This window comes from Pseudomonas sp. BS-2016 (assembly GCF_001806145.1).
Lineage (GTDB): Bacteria > Pseudomonadota > Gammaproteobacteria > Pseudomonadales > Pseudomonadaceae > Aquipseudomonas > Aquipseudomonas lundensis.
In genome coordinates, this window is the sequence record NZ_MLCT01000015.1 from 1 (window position 1) to 22153 (window position 22153).

Genomic DNA, 22153 nt, shown 5'->3' on the forward strand with positions numbered 1-22153 from the left:
GCGAGCAGTTGCCCGAGGCGGTCCCAGCGGTAGCGCAGGGTCTGTTCGGCGGCGTCGATACGTTCGTCGATCAAACCGGCGGCGGTGTAGCGCCAGGTGGTGCAGCGGTTGAGGCCATCGGTGTGGGCCAGCAGTCGGCCTTCGGCGTCGCGGCTGAAGCGTTCTTCGGTGTTATCGGGGTGCTTGATATGGATCAGTTGACCGGCTTTGTAGATGTACTCGGTTGTGTTGCCCGCCGCATCGGTGAAGCAGACCATCTGGCCGAAGTCGTTGTACTCCCAAACGCTGGTTTTGCCGGAGCAGTCGGTGTACTCGATAAGTTGCCCGGCATCGTTGTAAGCAAGGGTCTTTTCGTTGCCGTTGGCGTCTTTGATGGCGCTCGGCAAGCCCGCTGCGGTGTAGGCGTATTCGGTTGTGTTGCCCAACGGGTCGACGGCTTCGATCAGGTTGCCCTGATCGTCGTAATCACGCAGCCACAGGCCACCTTCGGCGTCGCTGATTTTGATCAGTTGATCGTGATCGTCGTAGGCGTAGTGCATGACGCTGTGGTCGGCGCGGGTATGTTCGAGCAGGTTGCTGCGATCGTCGTAGGCGTAGCGGTCGGTGCTGCCGTCGGGATGCACGTGGCGCACGATGTTTTTCGCGTCGTCACGGAACAGCCATTCCGAGCGCCCGTCGGCATGGCGGATGCGGTAGGTGTAGCCGAGGATGTCGTAGTAGTGCCAGGTCTCGTGGCCGTGGGCATCGGTGACGTAGGTCAGGCGGATGTTTTCGTCCCACTCCAGCCGCGTGTCGAAGCTGCCGTCGTCGGCCCATTCACGGACTGCTTTCGCGTCCGGGCCGGTGCCTTGCCATTGCAGGTTCATGCCGCGATTCGTGCGGTCGGTGTAGCGGGTGATCAGGTGGTGCTGGTATTCGTACGTCCAGGCTGCGCCGTTTTCGTCCTGGGCGTTGATCAGGTCGCCGTGGGCATCGTAGTAATAAGCCGCCAGTTGGCGCACCGGCACGCTGTCGCGGATTTCCCACAGGCCTGTGAGGCGCCCGTGTTCGTCCATCATCGTGCCCAGGTGCAGATGGACGTTGTCGAGGTCGCCCTGGTAGGTGATGAGGTCGGACAACACCGGCTGGTCAGCGTGGCGGTATTCGTGGTGCAGCATGACGCCTGCGCCGTTGCGCAGTTCGATTTGCGCGAGCAGGAAGCAGTCGCCGTGGCGCACGTAGCTTTCCTTGCGCTCAAAGCCGCGGCACAGCAACAAGGTGTTTTCCGTGACGCGCACCAGCGTCAGGTTTTCGATGGCGTCGTAGTGCGCCTGGCCGACGGGTTTGAGTGCGTATTTATGCTCACGGCCGTCAGAATCGTGGAACACCAGCCCCTTGTCGTGAAGGTCAAAGCGGGTGGTGAATTCGGTGAGCCAGCGCGCGCCCAGGGCGCCTTGGTCGTAGGCACTCAGGCGTGAGTAATAGGTGCGTGTCCAGTCAATCGGGAACGGGCCGGGCAAGCTGAAATCCGTGTGGCTGAACGTTTCCGCCCCTAAAGAGAAAAGGATGCTGTTACAAGACCCAACACACGGTCCATTTTTCACCGGGTTGGCCGTCTTTTGGGCAGGCACCTCTTTTTTCCGGACTTCCAGCTCACCTTTTCCCTGTATGTAGCGGGCTTTGCTCGTCGTCCCCGTTTTGATGCTACTGCTCAGTGCGTGCGGGTTGCGCAAACGCCATAACTGAACAGCTTTGTTGAGCACGACCAAAAGCGATCCGATGGATCCCTTAAGGGCTGGATCGCTAAGTTTTCTGAGCTGGACGCGCAGCTCGGGCGCCATCGCTATCAAATGCTCAGTCTGCTCGTACACCCGCTTTTTGGCCTGAGCAGGCATCAGAAGTTTGGCCGCCGAGTTGGCCACGCTGGTGCCCGCAGCGACCTGAACATCCCGCAAAGCGCCATAGACATTCGTGAAGATGTGAAACGGGTTGCGCTTGAGCTGCTCGGTGTTGATGGACGTGATGTGTTGCTGCGCGCTGGCAAGACGCCCCTTCACGTCCATGTCACCGTCTACCAGCGCCCTCATTCCTTTGGCGAGGTCCAACACAAGCTCTTCGCCCACCCGCCCTGCCTGCTCCAGCAAATCCGGTAGCTGGCTTTGGGCAATGGTCAGAAAGTGCTCAAGCCGGCCCACAATCGTTGCATTCAGGTGCCCAACCATGACTTCAATCAATGCATCGCCGAGCACTATCTTGCCGGTATGGGCAAGCTCACTACGGGCCAAAGACAAGATTGAGCGCAAGCTCACGCGCGCCGCGGTGGTGCCTGGAAAAGGGGCAACACACACCAGATTGATGCCCAGACTGACCCAGTCGAGCGGGTCGCTGCCACCGTTTTTAATCAGACTCACAATGTCGCCAATGGCATCAGCAAGCGCCATGACATTGCCCACGACCGGAACCAAGCCTGCAACGTGTTGCAGTCGTTCAAGGGTAACCGCCCCGCCGCTGATGTCTTGCAGCCAGGCATCAATGGCGGAAACGTCGCGCCCGACATCTTCGATCTGAACTTCATTGAGCGGAACGATGGCAACTTGGGGCGCACGGGTGTGAGCAACGGCATTTCCAGGGGTCATGAAAGCCTCTCACCCGTCAGCAGGCTGACCAGCTCCAGATCAAAAACAAACGGCCTGCTCAAGGCCTCGCGGCCCTTGAAGGCCACGACCTGAACGTCCGCACCCGCAAGGGTGAGCGTGAAATGGGGCTGATCCGCCGGTGAAAACATCCTGACTCCTCATGCAGTGCTGCAGGCGTGCGTCGCCAAAAAAGAGGCGACGAAAACACATCATTCCGGGGTTGAACCTGCGCACCGACCCACAAGGCGCCCGTGCGCAGAAACACTCAGCCAGCCTTAGCCAGCCACCGGCGAGCGCCAGTCATCGGAACCGGAAGTGCCCGACACTTCGTGGGTCCAGGTGATTTTTCGGTAGGTGAACTCCACGTCTTCCAGGTGCGTGAAGTGCGAATTCGACGGGTCTTGGCAGTTGTGCATGTAGTCTTTGATGTCGACGATGATGGCGTCTTCAAGTTTGGTGGTGAAGTAATGCTCTTGCGTGCCGGCAGCCGAGGTGCGGAACCACTGGATTTCGATTTCGGTCAGGCGCTCGCCCGAGGTCAGTGCGGCCAGCAGCAGCGGCGAGGACTTGTCGAACACCTTGGTGATCTTCACCGGCTTGTGAACACGCTGGCCGGTCGGTTGGCCTGATTGCGGGTCGCGAGGGATGATCACTTCGTGGCTGAAACCCTGCACCATGACCTGGTCTTCATGACCTTCCTGATACGTGTTGCCCACCGAATCCGCGGTGAATGCACCGGCTGTAATCAGACCCTGTTTGGTGCCGGTGATGGACATGTAAGCTGGCGTCGCCATTGATGCTCTCCTTGCTCAAAAATGAGGACTTGAAAGGCCCAAATGCCACTCAAGTGCTGAATGGAGTAACCAAAGTTCGTGCCAGCTTTTATCAAGTCATTTAAAAACAACGAGTTACGCGAAGTAAGAAGTTTTACTGGTTATTTTTTAAACAAAAACCTCTCAAAAGTGCGCAAGAAGTTGCGCAGTACTGTGCAACTTCTTGCGCACTCGTCTACAGCTCACGGTTTATATGGATCGTGGCCATGTATCCACACAGTTATCCACATTTGAGTGCGCAACTTCTTGCGCAGTTGGTGTTTTTTTGAAGTTGGACTTGAGGCCATTTAGAACGTCTGTCAGAGCGCAAACTTGCCCTGTTTTAAAAGGTTTTTACCCTCGCCATTCCTTACTACTGCGTTGTTAACTTAAGGCGCGAAAACGCGAGCAGAAATCAAGCAAACAGCACTGGACCTCAGCCTTCGCGACATCATGGAACAACAACTTCAGATCAGCTGAGGTGAGGTCAATGCGTGCGAACCAATTGCGAACGGCGCGCGTTCGGTCTTTACGACATCTGCGCTGTGGCGGGCATGGCTGTACGAACAACTAAGTTTCCCGCAGCAATACATCCAGGCGCTGATGGACCACGCATACGTGAAGATGACCAAACACGATCAGGAGGGACACGCTGAGAAAGGTATCGAGTACCTTGAGGTGGGGGTTTTGCACATTGCAGACAACCATAAAAAAACCCATCCGAAGATGGGTTTTTTTAATCGCTTGCGGTTTACTTCATCAGCGAAGGCGTCGGGCCTTCAGCCACACCCAGATCGTCTTGCGGCCGGGTTTCTTCCAGCGGGCGACCGCCGGAAGCCAGTTCAACCTGCAGTTTGTCTTCGTCCAGCTCTTTGACCCACTTGGCAACCACCAAAGTGGCCACCGCGTTACCTACGAGGTTGGTCAGGGCGCGGGCTTCGGACATGAAGCGGTCGATACCCAGAATCAGCGCCAGGCCGGCAACCGGCAGGTGGCCCACCGCCGACAAGGTCGCGGCCAGTACGATAAAGCCGCTACCGGTCACGCCCGCAGCGCCTTTGGACGACAGCAGCAGCACCAGCAACAGGGTGATCTGGTGCGTGATGTCCATGTGCGTGTCGGTGGCTTGCGCGATAAACACAGCAGCCATGGTCAGGTAGATCGACGTGCCGTCGAGGTTGAACGAGTAACCGGTCGGGATCACCAGGCCAACCACCGACTTCTTGGCGCCCAGACGTTCCATTTTCACCAGCATGCGTGGCAGCGCGGACTCGGACGAGGACGTGCCCAGTACGATCAGCAGCTCTTCACGGATGTAGCGAATCAGCTTGATCACGCTGAAACCATGAGCGCGCGCGATACCGCCCAATACCACCAGCACGAACAGCACGCAGGTGATGTAGAAGCACAGCATCAGTTGGCCCAACTGCACCAGCGAACCCACGCCGTAGGCGCCGATGGTGAACGCCATGGCACCCAGCGCGCCCAGCGGGGCAAGCTTCATGATCATGTTGATGATGTTGAACATCACGTGGGCGAAGCGGTCGATGAAGTCCAGGATCGGCTTGCCGTAGGCACCCAGGCGATGCAGGGCAAAACCGAACAGCACCGAGAACATCAGCACTTGCAGGATGTCACCGTTGGCGAAGGCGCCGACGATGGTGGACGGGATCACGTTGAGGATGAAGCCCACGATGCTTTGGTCTGCGCCAGCGGTCACATAGGCCGCGACTTTGGAGGCATCCAGCGTGGAGGCGTCAATGTGCATGCCGGCGCCAGGCTGCACCACGTTAACCACGACCAGACCGATCAACAGGGCAATGGTCGATACGATTTCGAAGTAGAGCAGTGCATAACCGCCGGTCTTGCCGACCGATTTCATGCTCTGCATCCCGGCGATACCGCTCACCACCGTACAGAAAATGATCGGGGCAATGACCATCTTGATCAGTTTGATAAAGCCATCACCCAAGGGTTTGAGCGCTACACCGGTTTCCGGGTAGTAGTGGCCCAGCAAAATGCCGATCGTGATCGCTACGATTACTTGCACATACAGGGATTTGTACAGTGGCTGACGAGTCGTCATTGCAAAGTTCCTCAAGTGCATCACTCGGCCATCATTCCATCTGAGACCGGCAACGCCTAAAGCGCGAACCCTCCTGTACTTGGAGGGATTTGTTGTGTCGAGCTGCTCTGTCGGCAGACCTCTCGCACTTATTGCAAGCCACGGGCCAACGTTGGCAAAACACGCCCAAAGCCCGACGCCACTTAGCCTTGTAGGAAATTACAGACAATTTTTGTAGGACAACTTTGGCGGGTTTCCGCCCATTGACTGTGAACGACAGGAGGAAATGGCGGATTTCCGCCTGCTTCACGTCAGCGGGAAGCGTATGCGGAATGCCGCGCCGCCCAGGGAGGAATCATCCAGGGTCAGCTGCGCGTCGTAGCTTTCGATGATGTCCTTGACCACCGCCAGGCCGATCCCCTGCCCCGGATGCTGGCGATCAAGACGTTCGCCACGTTGCAGAATGCGCGCCCGCTGATCGGCGGGCACGCCGGGCCCGTCGTCTTCCACGCACACGTCAATCCCGGCCGCCGTGCGATGCAGGCTGATGCGCACCTGGCTCAAACACAGGCGGTAGGCGTTTTCGAGCAGGTTGCCGAGCAGCTCCAGCAACGCGTTTTGCTCGATCGGCACATGGCTGAGGGGCGCAATGTCCAAACTGACCTTGACCCGCTTGTCGCGATAGACCTTTTCCAAGGTGTTGCACAGGCTTTCAACCACCGGGATCAGCTCGACCTGATGGCGCACCAGGCCACTTTTGCGCAGGCTGGCGCGTTGCAACTGGTAGCTGATTTGCTGGTTCATGCGTTCGATCTGGGTTTGCAGTACCCACGCCTGCTCGCGGTCTTCCGGACGCTGGGCCATGCTTTCGCTGACGCCCTGCAACACCGCCAGCGGGGTTTTCAGACTGTGGGCCAGGTCATCCAGCGAGTCGCGGTAGCGGGTGCGCTGTTCACGCTCGCTTTGCAGCAAGCGGTTCAAGGAGCCGGTCAAGCGCAGCAATTCACGCGGGTGCTGTTCGCTGAGGCTGTCGCGCTCGCCGGTTTCGATCTGGTCCAGTTCCTGACTTAAACGTCGCAAGGCACGCAACCCCCACGTCAATCCAATCCATAGCAGCGCCAGCAACACACACAATGCAGCGCCAAATCCCAGGTAAAGATTTTCACGCAGCCCGGCGAGGGTCATGTTGTATTCGCGCATGGGCTGCAACGCCACGAAGCTGAAGGCCGCGCTTTTGCCGCCCAGCAGCTTGACCTCCACGTCATAGACGAAGAACTCTTCGCCGCTGTCCTCACGAATACTTGCGAACTCGTTACCGCGCCCGTCATAGCGCGGCTTGTAGTTGATGGATTCTTCTTGCGTGGCCCGCGAGCGCCAAACCAGATGGCCCTCGCGGTCATAGATGTAGCCGAGCAGGCGACTGTCCGGCAGGTTGAATTGCTCATCCGGCAACAGGACCGGCATTTTCAGGTGATTCTTTTCGACCCGTGCCGCGGAAATCAGGGTGTTTACATCCGATGCCAAACGCTGCTCGATGGCGCCCTTGAGCGCCAGACTGAATGCCCCTTGCATGGCCGGTAACAGCGCCAGCATGAACAGCACGGCCAGCAAGGTGGCCGCAAGCATCAGTCGAACGCGCAGCGAACGAATCATCGGCAGCGCTCAGTAAACAAATACCCCATGCCGCGCACCGTATCGATTGGCTTAAAGCCGTTTGCCCCCTCCAACTTGCGTCGCAAGCGCCCGACCAGCACCTCGATCACATTCGGATCACGTTCCTCGTCATCCGGGTACAGCTGTTCCATCAGTCGGTCCTTGGCCACCACCTGCTGGTGATGACGCATCAGGTATTCCAGAATCCGGTATTCATAGGCCGTCAGCGCCAGCGGCTCACCCTCCAGCACCGCTTGCTTGCGATTGATGTCGAGCACCAGTTCGCCAGCCACGATGGTGGGCTGGGTAAAACCGCTGGAGCGGCGCAACAAGGCATTCAAACGCGCTTCAAGTTCTTCGAACTGGAACGGCTTGACCACATAGTCGTCAGCGCCCGCTGCCAGCCCTTCGACCTTGTCTTGCCAGTTGCCGCGCGCGGTCAGAATCAGGATCGGGAACGTCTTGCCACGCTGGCGCAACTCACCAATGAGCTCAAGCCCGCCAAGCCCCGGCAGCCCCAAGTCAATCATCGCCAGGTCGTAGTTGAACTGCCCGGCCTGGTACAGCGCTTCTTCAGCATTGGCCACGGCCTCGACCACATGCCCCCCTTCCCTGAGGCGGGTTTGCAAGTGATGGCGCAACAGCGCCTCGTCTTCTACCACCAGCAGTTTCATCGCGCTCTCCCAAGCCTGATCGCGCCTCCATAGGCGTAAAACACGTGGCCACTGTATCGTTACGGCCCTGAACACACTCTGAACGATAGCCCAACCGCCGCAAGCGACTACCCAGCGCGGCGCGGACCCGGCAAAATGCGCGGCATGACTCGATTCCCTGCCTTGCCCGCCTGCTGTACCCCGTTGCGTGCCGACTGGCCTTTGCCTCAACCGCTGCCGGGCAGCGTCTGGCGCAGTACCGACTTCACGCCTGCGCACTTGCTGGCTGACGACTTTGCCCGCAGCGCAATCGAAATGCCCGCCAGTATTCAACGCTCAGTGGCCAAACGCCAAGCCGAATTTCTGGCCGGACGCCTGTGCGCGCGCGCCGCCTTGCTGCACCTGGATGGCACCTGCGCCACGCCGGCCATCGGTGAAGACCGTGCCCCCGTATGGCCCGCCCACATCGCGGGTGCGATCACCCACAGCAACGGCCGGGCGGGCGCCGTGGTAGCGCTCAAAAGTGTGTGGCAAGGGCTGGGCATCGACCTCGAAAACCTCCTCAGCGACGAGCGCGCCCGGCGTCTGGTCAAAGAAATCCTCACGCCGGCTGAGCAATCGCGCATGGCCGATGGCTGCCCTGAGGATGTGGCGTTGGTCGTCACCCTGACCTTTTCAATCAAGGAGAGCCTGTTCAAGGCGTTGTTCCCCCTCGTAGGCCAACGCTTCTACTTTGAACACGCCGAAGTGCTGAGCTGGTCGAAAGACGGCCACGTGCGCCTGCGTCTGCTTACCGACCTGTCGACCGAGTGGCACCACGGCAAGGAAATCGAAGGGCAATTTGCCGTGCATGAAGGGCAGCTCTTGAGCCTGGTGGCCATCGCTGCCTGATAAAAAGCCCTGAAGCCATCGCTTCAGGGCTCACTTCATCATTGGGCAACGCCACGGTTTATCCTGCAAGGCCCGCCGCTGCTTGTTCAAAACGGGTCAGTTCATCAAACAGCGCCTCTCTGGCCTGTTTGTGGCTGGCGGCTGCTTCCTCGCCCTGCTGGATATAGAGCGCCTCCTCCAGGGTTTCACTTTGGCTGGCGAGTTGCTCGCGCTTTTTATCGTAATCGTCCCTGACCGCCTTGAAGCGTGCCTCGTATTTGCGCTTGAGGAACCGGCGCCAGAATTTTTCACGGGTGATCGAGTAGTGCAGCGCCGGGCTGGCGTCCAGACTCAACACGTGCGCCTTGGCAGCGTTAAGCATCTGCGGGGTGACGCCAGCTATTTGTTCATGCTGCATGCTGCGGGTCTTAAGGGGCAGCCCCAGCTCTTCGGCCAGGAAGACCCGGTAATACAGCTGAATTTCAGCGTCGTCGGGGTGGGCGCCGGCCTGATAGCGATCCCGGATGTCCTTGTTCGCAATGTCATCCACCTGACGCAGCCGGAACAGGCTTTTGGCGAACTTCAACAAGTCAGCGGCAATGGTTTCCTCAGTGCTCATGCGCTCGATTTTATGCACCTGCGCGGTCACTTCGAGGTTGCCGAAAATCACCATGACGCCATCAGCGCAGGTCGCCACAAAATTGATTTCATGGAAGATCGCCTGGCGCAGCGCTGTGGATTCCAGCATCAGGTCAATCAACGCCCAGACACGCTCCTGAAGCGGCTGACGGGTGGATGACGTTTCGTATTCCCTGGAACCGGTCATGTCGCGGATGACCCTGAAAAAGTCTTCCGCCACCCGGCCTTCGCGCCTGAGCAAGTCCCATTGGCGGGTTCTGCGGGCCTTCTCGCCGCTGGCCAGACCCGGCGGAAACCACTGGGCTACCAGCCGTTTATGGTCATGCTCCGGCACCGTTCTGTCGGGCAGGATGATGCCGAAACTCCACCCTGTGCGCTGGTGATACACCTCCAACTGCTCCATCGCCTCAGGCATGAGCGGATTGCCAAACAAGCGGATACTGCGCGCCACGGAGCTGTCGGCAGGCAGGTCCAGAATGGCTTGCGGAATGTTGAACAGGTGATTGAAGTCCATGCGCACCGTTTCGAGGTGCGTCAGGCCAACCAGCCCGGACGGCCATTGCAGGAGCTGGTTGCCACGCAGATGCAGTTCTCGCAATTCCGTCATGTGGGTGACATCGGGCACGGCAGACGCTACTTGGGGCCAGCCGCCAGATCCGACGAGGTTGAAGTTGAGGTTCAACACCCGCAGGGACGTGAGCGTGCTCAACCCTTGGGCACTTTCAGGCGTGAGCACGATGCGATTGCCGCTCAGGTCGAGGCGCGTTAGCCCCGTCATGTGGAAGACGCGCTGCGGTACGGCCGCAAGCCGATTGTTGGTGATCGCAAGGTGGCGCAAGCCGGTGAAACGGCTCAAGAAATCACTGGGGTCATTAAATAGCCCCATACCGTCCATGGCCAACGAGCCGATGTGGCTGAAATTCGCGTTGAGCGCCGGTAAGTCGCCGACAACCAGATTGGACAGGTCCAATGTGTACCCGATGAACTGGCCGTCGGGTGAATACAGGGGCTCGGTTTCTGTCCGCCAGGCACTCAAGATCCGCTGCACCGCCTCGCGCCTGGCAGGGTTAGGCGCTGCCTGAGCAGAGCCGGGCGAAACCACTTCCAGCGCCGCCCATGCCTCCAACTGTCGTTTGTTGTTTTCAAACTCAACCCGCAGTTGCTCTACGGCTCTGTAGCGGGACGCTTCGTCATTGCCCAAGCGATTGAGCCAATGGTTGATCTGCTCGCCCGTCAAGCTTGGGTAAAGGAGAACGGCTTTGCGTATCAGGTCATTGGCGTGCGCACCCGCCCCCGTCGGCGGGTACAAGGGATAAGCAACAATCGAGGTATCCATCTTGATTACGGGCTCAATCCAGGGCTTTTCGGTCTCCAGCCCCAGCAAGGTGCGGATATTTGTCCGGTGGGCCAAGGCCAGGTCGCTGATTTTCGCCCCCAGGGTCTGGCTATCCTCCACGCCCTGCAGGCCGATGGCCGCGCGTTCCTCTTCACTGAGCACATGCAGGATGGACGACAGCAGGTTATTGCCCGTCTCCGGCAGCGCATTCAAGACCGATCCGTTGTTTGAATACGCCAGGTACTGATGCTCCTGCTTGACCAACAGCCGGTAATGGCCCGGTTCGGCTGTACCGATACTGTCGAGCACAGGTCCGTCCAGCGTCTGGCTACGCACTTCAATCGCCACCTGCCCCGGCCAGCCCGGCAGAGCCTGCAACAGATGCAGCATGAGTTTTTCACTGTCAGGGGTGGCCGTGGCCTTCAGGTACAACCCTTCGTAGGCGCGGGTCAGGCGCACTTCCCTCGCGGTATGGGCCATCTGTTCTGCCAGTCGAGGCGCTATATCGCCGTTGTCCAGGTACTCGGACTTTTCATGTGCCGTGGCCTGGTGCAGCAGATGGCGGATAACACTCAGGGGCAGTGCAGTCGGATCTTGCTGGATCAGTTGCACGTGCGGATCTGAGCTTTTCTCTTCTTTTTCGTAGAGCGACTTGAACAAATCAGGCATGCGCGCAAGGGCGTGTTCGCCCAGCTTTTTGCCCAGCGCCAGCATGCGTTGCTCAATCATCGGTGCGTATTCGCCCAGCAGTTGCAGGGTGTCAGCCTTGTCCAGACGCATCAGCACCGCGCGCAACAAGCTGCCATTACTGGCGTCTGCACGGGACAACGTGACACGGGGAATCGCACGGCTCAGATCGGCCCCGTATTCGGCCAAGGTGTTGCCGTGCTCGTTCACCACTTGCAGCACTTTATCGCGGGGCCACCCCGGCAGGCTTTGCAGCAACAGCAACTGGATGTCGGCGCGGGCCGTACGCAGGGAGTAATGCTCCTGCATGGCGTTCACAAAACGGTGAATCTCAGCCTCGATATCAAAGCGTTTCCAGGTGTCCATCAACAGGGGTGGAGCCGCACGGTTGTTCACGTGCACATGGCGCAGGCTGCCTTCATCGGTATGGCTGACGCGCATGATCTGCTGGCCCACCGCGTCTTCAAACGAAACGGGCGTCGCACGCAACCGGCGCAGCAGGGACAAGCCTTGCCATTGCAAAGGGTTTTCAGTGCTGACGCGCCACGCACCTTCAAAGTTGTGTTCCAGTACCGGCGCATCGACCCCCACTCTGGAGGGGTGCTTGAGCCGCCAGTGGGCGGTGACTTTGTCGTATTCCACTTGAAACACCCAACCGTACAACGGCACGTATTGTTTGCCGTTGAGGTGGTAAAGCCCCAGTTCATCGGGTTGAAGGTCACGGGGCAGGCGCAGGTCCTGAATGTATGGGCTGGCCGAGTTGTCCCAAAGCCGAACCTCACCGCTCGGTTGGCGCATGGCCGACATGGCATCGCCCAACGCGGTGCGAAACCCCTGGCTGTCGGTGGGGTGCCGCATGCCCAGAAGCGTGCGCTCGTGGGGTTGTAGCACCGAGGCAATCGCCAGATAAAAACTGTCACTGGTCTCGGGGACCGGAATGACGCTGCTGTTTTTGACGTCGTAGGCCTTGTAAATGCCGTTGCCGTAATGCCGCAGTTCCACAGCGGTGTCGTCAGGCCCGGTGCGCACAAGGTACGGGGCGTCATGCTCGGTAATCGCCAGGTATCGGTCCAACTTGTCACTCAGCAGGCCTTTGGCAAACTCGCGTGTCCACTGGTCAATGTCCGGGTTATAGGCCCGGCTGTAATAAATGCCATCGAGCGCCTGATCGATACGCAACTGGATTTTCAGACGATCCGCTGCTTCAGAAAACGGAATCGGCTGACGATTGTGCAGCAACGCATCACGGGCCTGATTCCCACTGAAGGGGTACTGCCCCAGCAAGTGTTCAAGGCACGCCACCGACAACGACGAGTTCAGCGCATGCAGTTTGGCGATCAAAGCCGACGTTCGGCTGGAAAACGCTGGATACACCCGCGGCAAGAACTTGCGGGCCGGGTTGCGGCTGGCCACCGGGTCAGAGCGCTGATGCCCCTCCAGCACCGTCAGGGCCTGAAACAACAGCGCCCGTTCGGTTTGGGCCAGTTGGGCGATTTGTTCACGCAGCGTGGCAATCTGCCCGGCTTTGCTGACCGCCGGATTGACGTCACGCCCCAGCTCAGAACCCTCAGGCAGTTGATCGACAATCAGCGTAAACAGTTGCTCGACGCTGGCGGGACCTTGCGTCACATCCTCTTTGGCCACGTAGCGGCCGGTGTCCAGCCGTTTAATGTCAATGCTGTGCGGCTCAACGCCCGGTCGTGGATCGGGCCCATAAGATTCGATCCGCACACCCTGACGGTCGAACACATTGAGTACGGTATCGGCAGGCCAGTGCGGTAACTGGGTGAGCAAGGCGAACACGGCATGATCGGCATTGGCCGGCAGTTCACCGCGCAGGGGCAAGTCATCAATGATCCGGGTGATCTGCTGTTCAACCCGCAACCGGCGAACCCCGTCGGCCAAAGGCCCCGGCAGCGGCTCGCCCAGCCAGACCTGTTCCAGCTGCACCCGCGTGGTCGCGGTGGTGCGCAACATCAACTCAATGTCCTTGATGGCCACGCGCGTCGAATCAAAGGGCAACATGCGTTGCACCAGTTGCACATCGCTCAGGTGGCCGACATCGTCCAGCACCAGCTGCCACATCTGTTTGGCAGGATCGAACTTCACCGGCGGGCGGTACGCGTGCAGGTCCGGGGTGTTGAGCACGTAGCGCTTGTCTTTCGGGTCGTAGACCACCTCGGCAGCGCGCACGGCATCCCCGTCGTACACCTTGACGTAGAGTTTGTCGTTGATTTCATACAGGCCTTGAATGTCAGGCGTCAGGCTGTCCAGTGTGCTGGCTTGCACGAGGGAATACTGATCCAGTTGAGGTCGCCACAGCGCTGTGTTGCCATCGCCCAGGGTGACTTTTCGTGGTTCCCCCAACCGGTTCCACAAGGCATTCATCCGTTTGTCATGCACCCTTGCGCCCGCCCCGATCAACCACCCGGTGAGCAACAGATCGGCCGTGTCGGCCAAGGCACTGGCAAACTCACTGGACTCCCCACGGCTGGCCCCGATGACGCCTTTGGCGAAGCTATAGCCAAGCGAGCCAAACACCACGACTTGCATCACCCGGGTCAACCCCGTCACGCCACCGGGGACCGGGGTCAAGAGCAGGCTCAGTAGTTCATTGCCAATGGCCAGCATGGCGTCCTTGAGCGCTTGCCAGTCGGCTGCAGAGCGCGAAGACGCCATCAGCGTGAGGTTGGTCTTGTAACGCTTGACCTGACGCCTGCTCAGCACATCGACCAGCTTTCGCCGTGGGTAGCCAACCGGCTCCACTTTGAACTTCAGGGTGTTGAGGGTCGGCTCCGCAAACGCCAGGTGAAAACCGTCATACAGCGCCCCGGCCAGCCAGCTCAAGCCCGGCGGACGCGGTTCATCACTGAGCAGCTTTTGAAATTCGTTCAACGCCGGCAGGGGTAATTGAGCGGCGAACCAACCAAGGTCCTTCTCGCGGTGGGACTGCTTCAATTGCCGCCTGAAATGCTCGGTGAAACTCGTGCGAGGGGGATGGTACAAGAGCGCGCCGCCGGGCCGGTTCGGAAAGTAGCTGTACACCCCTTTTACATCCTCGAATTCAAGGACCACCAACGACGTTTCCATGGGGTCGTCAAAAATCGCGCGCGCCGAACGATAGACCGACACTGGCCGCACATCGCAGGCTTTGGGGTCGTTGAACACCTTGAGCAAGCGCTGATAGTCCTCGCGCTGGATACCACTGACAGCGGCATTGCGGTACGCCTCCAGCAGGTCAAATTCAAAGCTGGCACGGGTGGCCTTGCCAATCAGAATGTTCAAGATGCCGTCAGGCCCCATCGCCTGTACCAGGTCTTGTGCCAGAGCACCGCCCATGTCCAGCTTTCGAACAATGGCGATAAACCCGCGCACATCCATCGGTTTTCTGGCCGGGCCATAGTGAATGAAGCTGGCTTCAACGAAGCTGAACGGCTTGAGGAAGATCGAGTCGGTGCTGAAACCAAAATTGGCGCACGCGGCCTCCCACAACGTCATGGAGCGCACGTGCTCGACGGTTTTGGACTCATCCAGCGCGCGCCGCCGTCGCATCGGTTGCTCTTGGACTTTGGACGAGGGATTGACCCACTCGCTTAACAGGTCCAGCGGCGTACGGCCTTCCTTGAACTCCAGATAACGGGTGTAAATTCGGGTTTGCTCAGGGTCGACGTCGTCCCCGGTCAGGGTTTTCAGCGCCTGCTTGAGCCGGGCCATGTGTGTGGTTTTGAAGGCTTCCCTGAAACGTGTGGTTTCTGTTTCGGCCTCTTTCACGCTGCTCTGGGCCGCGCGCTGTACGTCGATGTAGCGCTTGATCAGATCATTGTCGAAGTTGGCAAATCGGGCACGCATGTTGGCCGCCATAAAGGCCAGTGCTTCCTGCTGGGCAAGCAGCTTGGCCGTCAGGAGGGCCGGTGGACGCTCAGGTCCATCTGAAGAGAGGGTCATGTCAGGTAATCCAGTGAAGGGAAAAACTCACCCTAAACAGGATCAGCACGGTAGATGCGGTAGTTATTTAACCACCCCTGACTGAGGCAAAACGCTGCTATTGCGTCGCCGCAGTGGTGGCGCGAGTTGGAAACCGGCTCGAAAAAAGGCCCTGATGCACACGCTTCAGGGCCTGAAAACAGCAGACAAACGTGCAACCGATTAGAAGAGGTTGACCTCAACGCCTGCGGTCTCCGCTTGCGCTTGGCGGGTCAGTTCATCGAACAGGGCTTCGATCGCCTGATCCTTGCGGGTCACGGCCTCCTGCGCCTGGCGTTCATAGTCTGTTTCACCCAAGGCCTCACTTTGCTCGGTCAGCGCTTCGTAGGTCGTTTTGAACTCATCCTCAATCGCCTGAAAGCGCTCCTCATGCGTACGCAGCAGAAACTGTCGCCAAAACTTCTCTGTGGTGATGGCGTATTGCTGTGCGGGTGAGCCTTCCATGCTCAGGATTCGGGCCTTGATGAGTTCGATTTGAACCGGGGTGACGGCTGCAATCGCCTCAAAGTGCATGCCTTGGGTTTGTGTGGGCAATGCCAGGTCCCGGGCCAGTTTGATGCGGTAAGCCAGTTGTATTTCCGCTTCATCCGGCATCCCGCCCGACCTGTAACGCTCGGCAATATCCTGACGGGCGGCCTCATCCACCTGTCGCAAACGAAACATGCTCTTGGCCAGCGCCAGCAAATACGCGGCACTCAAGGTCTGCGTGTCCTGCTGCTCAGCCTTGTGCACGAGGGTCAGCACTTGCAGGTTGTCGAAAATAAACATGACCCCATCGGAGCACGTGCGCTCGTGATTGATCTCATTGAACACGCTGGTGCGCAGCTCGGTGGACTCCAGCATTCGTTCGATCAGGGTCCAGACGCGCGTCTTCAGGCGCTCTTGCGTGACACTGGTGCGGTAGTCTTTGGAGTCGGTCATGTCATGCAACAGCCTGAAAAAGTCTTCGGCCACCTGGCCTTCACGCTTGAGCAAGAGCCACTGCGAGGATTTGCTCATCAGGTCAGCGTCGGTCAATTCATCCGAAAGCCAGGCTTCCAGCTCGATCAGGTCTGACTCAGGGCCCTCGAGGTGCTCGCGATGGACCGCAATGCCCAGTCCCAAACCTGTGCGCTCGCGGTAAGCCTGCAGACGCTCCAGGCTTTGCGCGCTCAGGGGGTTATCGTGCAGCACCGTGTGGCGATTGACCGGGCTGTCATCCGGCACCTCAAACACGGCCTGGGGAATGTCGGTGATCTGGTTGTTACGCAGGTCCAACCGCTCGATGTGGGTCAACTCAAGCACCCCCGTGGGCCATGTCGAAATTCGGGCATGGCGCAAGTACAGGCCCCGCAGATCACTCATAAGGCTGACATCAGGCGCCAGCCCCAGGCGGTTGTACTTGAGGTTGAGAATTTTCAGCAGACGCAGATTTCGCAGACTTTGCACGGTTTGAGGCGTGAGGACGATGAGGTTGTTGTTTAAAATCAGCCGGGTCAGCCCCGTCATCCTCAAGACCCCGGCCGGCACCTCCGGTAGCAGGTTGTTGGCCATCGACAACCAGCGCAGCCGGGTGAAGCTGTTCAGAAACTCGTTGGAGCCGCTGTACAGCCCCATGCTGTCCATGTCCAGCGACCCAATGTGGCTGAAATCCCCCGCCAGCGCCGGAAGATCCCCGACCACCCAACTGGACAGGTCCAGCTTGTGGCCGATGAAGTGCCCATCGTGGGCGTAGATTCTGGGGGTTTCTTTACGCCATGCGCTCAAGATGCGCTGAACAACCTGCTCGCGGTCCTCTCTGGAAACGGGCAACACATACCCCGGCGACACGGTACGAATCAGCGTGTGTGACCAGACCTCCAGTTGCAACTTCATCGTTTCGTACTCGACCCTCTTGCGCTCCAGCGCCACCAGCCGGCTGGCCTCATTGGCACCCAGCGTATTGAGGAGCAAGTTGATCTCATCCGCATTCAGGCTGGGGTACAGCCGCACGGCCTTGCGGATCAAGTTGTTGGAATGAATGCCTTGGCCCTGCCGCCCAAACAAGGGATAGGCCAGGAAGGACACGTCGATGTTCATCGGTGGCCTGAGCCAGGGTTTATCGGCATCGAGCCCCAACAGGGTTTTGACGTTGGCCCGGTGCGCGAGGGCCAGGTCACTGATTTTTGCGGCCAGTACCTGGCTTTCATCAACCCCCTGAATACCGATGGCATTGCGCTCGTCCTCGCTGAGCACATGCAGGATGGAGGGCAGCAGGTTGTTGCCCGTTTCAGGCAAGGTATTCAAGGGCTGGCCCTCTGGCGAATAGGCCAGGTACTGATGCTCGCGCTTGACCAGCCGCCGCACACTGACCGCGTAGGTACTCGATATCCGGTCAAGCACGGCGCCGTCCAGCGTGTTGCTGCGCACCTCGATCGCCACGTGACCCGGCCATCCCGGCAGCGCCTGAAGCATGTGCAAGGTCAGCTTTTCACTGTCCGCTGTGGCCGTGGCTCCCAGAAACAGCCCTTCATAGGCGCGGGTCAGGCGCACTTCCCGGGCGGACCAGGGCAGTTGTTCAGCCACACGCGGTGGCATGACGCCCTTATCCAGATAATCGGTTTTTTCACGGGTGGTGGTATGGCGCAGCACGGTTTTTATAACGCTCAGGGGCAACTGGGACGGGTGTTTCTGGATTAATTGAATGTGCGGGTCGCTGCTGTGCTCGGCTTTCTCGTAGAGCGATTTGAACAGTTGCGCATGCCGCGTGAGTGCGTGCCCGGCGATTTTTTTGCCCAGGCGCAACATCCGTTGCTCAATCACCGGGTCATAGTGCCCCAGCAGCGCCTGAGTATCGGCCCGGTCGAGTTTCATGAGCACCGCCCGCAGCAAGCTGCCGTTACTGGCGTCTTCACGCGAAAGCCTGATCCGAGGCACAGCGGGGCTTAAATCGGCACCGTATTCGGCCAGCGTGTTGCCCTGCGCGTCCACCACGTGCAGCACCTTGTCGCGTGGCCAGCCGGGCAGGCTTTGCAGTAGCAGCAATTGAATGTCTGCCCGGGCAGTGCGCAAGGCGTAATGCTCCTGCATGGACTGCACGAAGTGCTTGATCTGCGCCTCGATGTCAAAGCGTTTCCAGGTGTCCATCAGCAAGGGCGGTGGCGCGCCGTTGTTGAGGTGTACCTGACGTAAAACCCCCTCATCGGTGTTGCTGATCTGCATGATCTGCCTGCCCACCGTCTCCTCGAACGAAACCGGGGTGGCGCGCAGTCGGCGCAACAGGGTCAGGCCCTGCCACTGCAAGGGATTTTCGGTGTTGACCCGCCACGCCCCCTCGCCATTGTGCTCAAGCACGGGCGCATCGACCCCCACGTTGGTGGGGTGTTTGAAGCGCCAATGCTTGAGGCTGGCGTCCCATTCGACTTGAAACACGAAACCATAGAGCGGCAGGTAGTGTTTGCCGTTCACGTCGTACAGACCGATCTCGTCCGGCATCGCGTCATGGGGCAAACGCAGGTCCTGCGCAAACTGGCTGGCGGTGTTTTCCCAAAGCCTGACCTCGCCATTGGGCTGGCGCATCGCCGACATCATGTCCCCCAGGGTTTGGCGCAACCCGGCGGCATCACTCGCCGTGCGCATGCCCAGGGAAAGCCGCTCGTCGAAGCGCAAAATTGAGCCAATGGCCAGATAGAAGCTGTCACTGCTGACGGGAACGGGCACCACCACATCCCTCTGAAAATCGTAGGCCTTGTAAATACCGTTGCCGTAATGACGTAACACCACGGCGTTGTCTTCGGGGCCGGTGGGCACGTACGGGGTGATGTTCTGCGGGTCGCCATATTCCGTAATAACCAATGAGCGATCCAGCTTCTCACTCAGCAGCCCCTTGGCAAACTCACGGGTCCACAGGTCGGTGTCGTGGCTGTGAGCCCGTGTGTGGTAGATGCCGTCCAGCGTCTGATCGATCCGTAACTGAATTTTGAGCCGTTGCGCGGCCTCGGCAAACGCAACAGGCAGCCGGTCATGGGTCAGCGCCTCGTCGATCTGGGCGGCAGTGAACGGGTACTCGTCCAGCAACTGCTCCAGGCATTCGACCGACAACTGCGGGTCCAGCCCATGCAACTTGGCAATCAACGCCGTGGTGGTGGCCGTTAACGGCGGGTACACCAACGGCAAAAATCCACGGGCTGGGTGCTGGCTGGCGACGGCATCCGAACGCTGATGCCCCTCCAGCACCGTCAGCGCCTGAAACAACACCGTGTATTCACGCTTGGCCAACTGCGCGATCTGTTCCCGAATAGTGGCAATCCGACTGGTCGTGCTCGCCTGTGGCCGCCCTTCTCGCCCCAGTTCGCAGGTCTCAGGCAACTGATCGACGATCAGGGTGAACAATTGTTCAACACCTGCCACGGTATGCGTCACCTCTTGGCGGGCCACATAGCGGCCATAGTCGAGCCGCTTGATTTCGATGGCGTGCCTGGCCGCGCCCGGCCGTGGCGCCTGCCCGTACGACTCCACCCGCACGCCCTGCTGATCGAAGACGTCCAGCACGGTGTCCGCAGGCCAGTGGGGCAACTGTGTCAGCAAAGCAAAGACAGCGTGATCGCTATTGGCCGGCATTTCACCGCGCAACGGCAGGTCATCGATAATGCGCGTGATCAACCTATCCACCCGCAAGCGCCGCACACCGTCGGCCAAAGGGCCTGGAATGCGCTGGCCGTGCCAGGTACGTTCAAGCTGCTCGCGCGTGGTCGCTGTAATCCGCAGCATCAAATCGATAGCGTTGAGGTCGAGCTGCGCGTCGTCAAAAGGCAGCATCCGTTGCACTAACCGGGCGTCACTCAACAGATCAATGTCGTCCAGCGCCAGACGCCAGACTTGGCGGGCCAAATCAAACTTCACCACGGGCCGGTACGCATGGGCCTGCGTGGTGTTCATCACGTAGTGCTTGCCCTGGGCGTCGTAGATGATTTCCACGGCACGGTGTACTTCGCCGTCATAGACCTTGGCATACAGCTTGTCATTGACCTCATAGATACCCTCAGCGTTGGGCGTCAGGCTGTCCAGCGCGCTGGCGTCCACCTGGGAGTAACGGTTCAGATCGGGGTGCCAGAGATCGGTTTTGCCGTCGGCATAGACCACTTTTCGCGGCCGGCCCAACTGGTTCCAGAGTGCAGTCATGCGCGTGCGGTGAACGTGGCTACCGACCCCGATGAGCCATCCGCTGAGCAGCATGTCCGCTGTATCGGCCAACGCCCCGGCAAACTCATTGGTCGCGCCTTTGCTCGCCTCCCAAAATCCTTTGACCACGCTGTAGCTCAAAGACCCGAACACGGCCGCCTGCATCACCCGGTTCAGCCCCGTGACGCCCCCAGGCACCGGCGTGGTCAGCAAGCTCAGGACTTCCTGCCCGATGGCCAGCATGGCCTCTTTTAGCGCCTGCCAATCGGCCTCGGAGCGGGAAGTGGCCAACAGGCTCAAATCCGCTTTGAATCGAGTTTCGTGAAACGCGCTCAGCATCTCGAGCATGGATTTGCGGGGCGAAGCCAAGGGGTTGGCGTATAGGCTCACCGTGTCCAGCGACGGTTCCGGGAATGCCGCATGAAACCCGTCATACAGCACCCCTGCCAACCAGCTCAGGCCCGCAGGACGCGGTTCGGCATTCAATAATTTTTGAAAGCGCCGCAGATGGGTCAACGGCAGTTGCGAAGCAAACCAACCCATTTCACCGTCGCGATGGGCCTGTTTGAGTTGGGCCAGGAAGTGCTCTTTGTAGGCTTCCCCTTGCGCGTGATACTGCAGCGCGCCGCCGGGCCGGTTGGGAAAATAACTGTACCCGCCCACCTCTGCCGGGAAGTGCATGAAGAGCAGCCCAACGGGGATTTGATCGGCCACTGCCAGAATGGAGCGGGCCATTTCCACCGAGTGCACATGCCAGGGCAGCTCACCCTTGAAGGCTTTAAGCAGTTGTTCGTAACGCTCGCGGGTGACACCGCTCACCGCCGACGTGCGATAAGCCTCCAGCAGGTCAAAAGCAAAAACGGAGGTGGCGGCCTCTGAAATGAGCTTGTTTAACGTGCCGTCGGGGCCCATTGCCTGTAACAGCGTGGTGGACAGCCACGTGCCGAAATCCAGCTCGCGAACGATGGCAATGAAGGCCCTGACGTCCATCTCCTTGTTCGTCTGCCCGTATCGAATAAAACTGGCCTCAACGAAGCTGAACGGCTTGAGAAAGATCGAGTCGGTGCCGAAACCGAAATTGGCGCACGCGGCGTCCCATAGGCTGATTGAGAACACGTGATCGACATACTTTGATTCATCGAGGGCGCGGTCAGCCCTGGCAGCACCGTCAGAGACGTCCGGTTTGGGGCTGACCCATCCGCTCAATACCTCCAGCGGCGTGCGCTGCTCTTTGAATTCGCGGTAACGGGTGTAAAGCCAGGCACGTTCGGGGTCCACGTCATCGCCGGTGAGGGTTTTCAGGGCGCGCTTGAGTTGGGCCAGCCGGGTGGATTTGAAGGTGTTGCGAAAACGCATACTTTCAGCGTCCAGCGCCTGCACGCTGGCCAGCGCCTTGCGCTGCAAATCGATGTAATGCTGAATCAGCGCCGTCTCAAAGCCTGCAAAGTTGGCCTTCATGTTGGCGGCCATATAGTTGAAAGCATCGTGCTGCGCCCATTGCTTGGCTGATAACAGCGCGGGCGCGCGATCTATGTTGTTGAGAGAAAAACCGGTCATGGGCCATGTTCCTATGGGAGAAGGGTTCACCCTAAACAGGAACAAAACGCGCCAAGCGGTAGATAGCTATGCCGGGCAACACCCGCCCTACGTGCGCACCTCATCGGTAGATGGTGGTGCGCAAACGCTTCACCTGCCCATGA

At 59.3% G+C, this 22153-nt stretch carries 9 protein-coding genes; 1 reads left to right on the forward strand and 8 read right to left on the reverse strand.

Annotation, left to right across the window (positions count from 1 at the left end; all coding sequences use genetic code 11):
* From BKD70_RS05520 to BKD70_RS05540, 6 genes are all read right to left on the reverse strand, one after another.
* On the reverse strand, nucleotides 1-2615 hold a 2615-nt coding region (locus BKD70_RS05520; RefSeq protein ID WP_139145776.1), incomplete at its 3' end, for a DUF6531 domain-containing protein.
* Nucleotides 2612-2764, reverse strand: coding sequence for a hypothetical protein (locus BKD70_RS25005; RefSeq protein WP_156466849.1), 153 nt, complete (start codon nucleotides 2762-2764; stop codon nucleotides 2612-2614). The genes BKD70_RS25005 and BKD70_RS05520, both read right to left, overlap by 4 nt.
* Nucleotides 2765-2890: 126 nt before the next feature.
* Complete coding sequence (locus BKD70_RS05525; protein ID WP_047274249.1) at nucleotides 2891-3409, reverse strand: Hcp family type VI secretion system effector; 519 nt, start codon at nucleotides 3407-3409, stop codon at nucleotides 2891-2893.
* 769 nt (nucleotides 3410-4178) lie between these two features.
* A complete protein-coding gene (locus tag BKD70_RS05530; protein WP_047274246.1) occupies nucleotides 4179-5513 on the reverse strand; it encodes a dicarboxylate/amino acid:cation symporter in 1335 nt (444 codons plus the stop codon).
* 285 nt (nucleotides 5514-5798) lie between these two features.
* Nucleotides 5799-7145, reverse strand: a complete 1347-nt coding sequence (locus BKD70_RS05535; RefSeq protein ID WP_047274244.1) for an ATP-binding protein — start codon at nucleotides 7143-7145, stop codon at nucleotides 5799-5801.
* Nucleotides 7142-7819 carry a response regulator gene (locus tag BKD70_RS05540; RefSeq protein ID WP_047274242.1) on the reverse strand — a complete coding sequence of 226 codons (678 nt, stop codon included), beginning with the start codon at nucleotides 7817-7819 and terminating at the stop codon, nucleotides 7142-7144. The genes BKD70_RS05535 and BKD70_RS05540 overlap by 4 nt, the downstream gene beginning before the upstream one ends.
* 144 nt (nucleotides 7820-7963) lie before the next feature.
* Between BKD70_RS05540 and BKD70_RS05545 the strand changes: the two genes are divergently transcribed.
* Nucleotides 7964-8689: a 4'-phosphopantetheinyl transferase gene (locus BKD70_RS05545; RefSeq protein ID WP_047274323.1), complete on the forward strand. Its 726-nt coding sequence runs from the start codon at nucleotides 7964-7966 to the stop codon at nucleotides 8687-8689.
* A 58-nt stretch (nucleotides 8690-8747) separates the two neighbouring features.
* On the opposite strand, the gene BKD70_RS05550 is transcribed toward BKD70_RS05545, so the two are convergent.
* Together BKD70_RS05550 and BKD70_RS05555 are read right to left on the reverse strand one after the other, a co-directional pair.
* Nucleotides 8748-15275 carry an NEL-type E3 ubiquitin ligase domain-containing protein gene (locus BKD70_RS05550; RefSeq protein WP_047274239.1) on the reverse strand — a complete coding sequence of 2176 codons (6528 nt, stop codon included), beginning with the start codon at nucleotides 15273-15275 and terminating at the stop codon, nucleotides 8748-8750.
* Nucleotides 15276-15476: 201 nt separating this feature from the next.
* The gene (locus BKD70_RS05555; RefSeq protein WP_047274237.1) at nucleotides 15477-22010 is read right to left on the reverse strand and encodes an NEL-type E3 ubiquitin ligase domain-containing protein; all 6534 of its coding nucleotides are present in this window, start codon (nucleotides 22008-22010) and stop codon (nucleotides 15477-15479) included.
* Nucleotides 22011-22153 lie beyond the last annotated feature (143 nt).

Bases quoted from the DNA above. Each gene is read 5' to 3' on its own strand.
- BKD70_RS05545 (WP_047274323.1), top strand. From the start codon at position 7,964: ATGACTCGATTCCCTGCCTTGCCCGCCTGCTGTACCCCGTTGCGTGCC.
- BKD70_RS05530 (WP_047274246.1), bottom strand. From the start codon at position 5,513: ATGACGACTCGTCAGCCACTGTACAAATCCCTGTATGTGCAAGTAATC.
- BKD70_RS05540 (WP_047274242.1), bottom strand. From the start codon at position 7,819: ATGAAACTGCTGGTGGTAGAAGACGAGGCGCTGTTGCGCCATCACTTG.
- BKD70_RS05535 (WP_047274244.1), bottom strand. From the start codon at position 7,145: ATGATTCGTTCGCTGCGCGTTCGACTGATGCTTGCGGCCACCTTGCTG.
- BKD70_RS25005 (WP_156466849.1), bottom strand. From the start codon at position 2,764: ATGTTTTCACCGGCGGATCAGCCCCATTTCACGCTCACCCTTGCGGGT.
- BKD70_RS05525 (WP_047274249.1), bottom strand. From the start codon at position 3,409: ATGGCGACGCCAGCTTACATGTCCATCACCGGCACCAAACAGGGTCTG.
- BKD70_RS05555 (WP_047274237.1), bottom strand. From the start codon at position 22,010: ATGACCGGTTTTTCTCTCAACAACATAGATCGCGCGCCCGCGCTGTTA.
- BKD70_RS05550 (WP_047274239.1), bottom strand. From the start codon at position 15,275: ATGACCCTCTCTTCAGATGGACCTGAGCGTCCACCGGCCCTCCTGACG.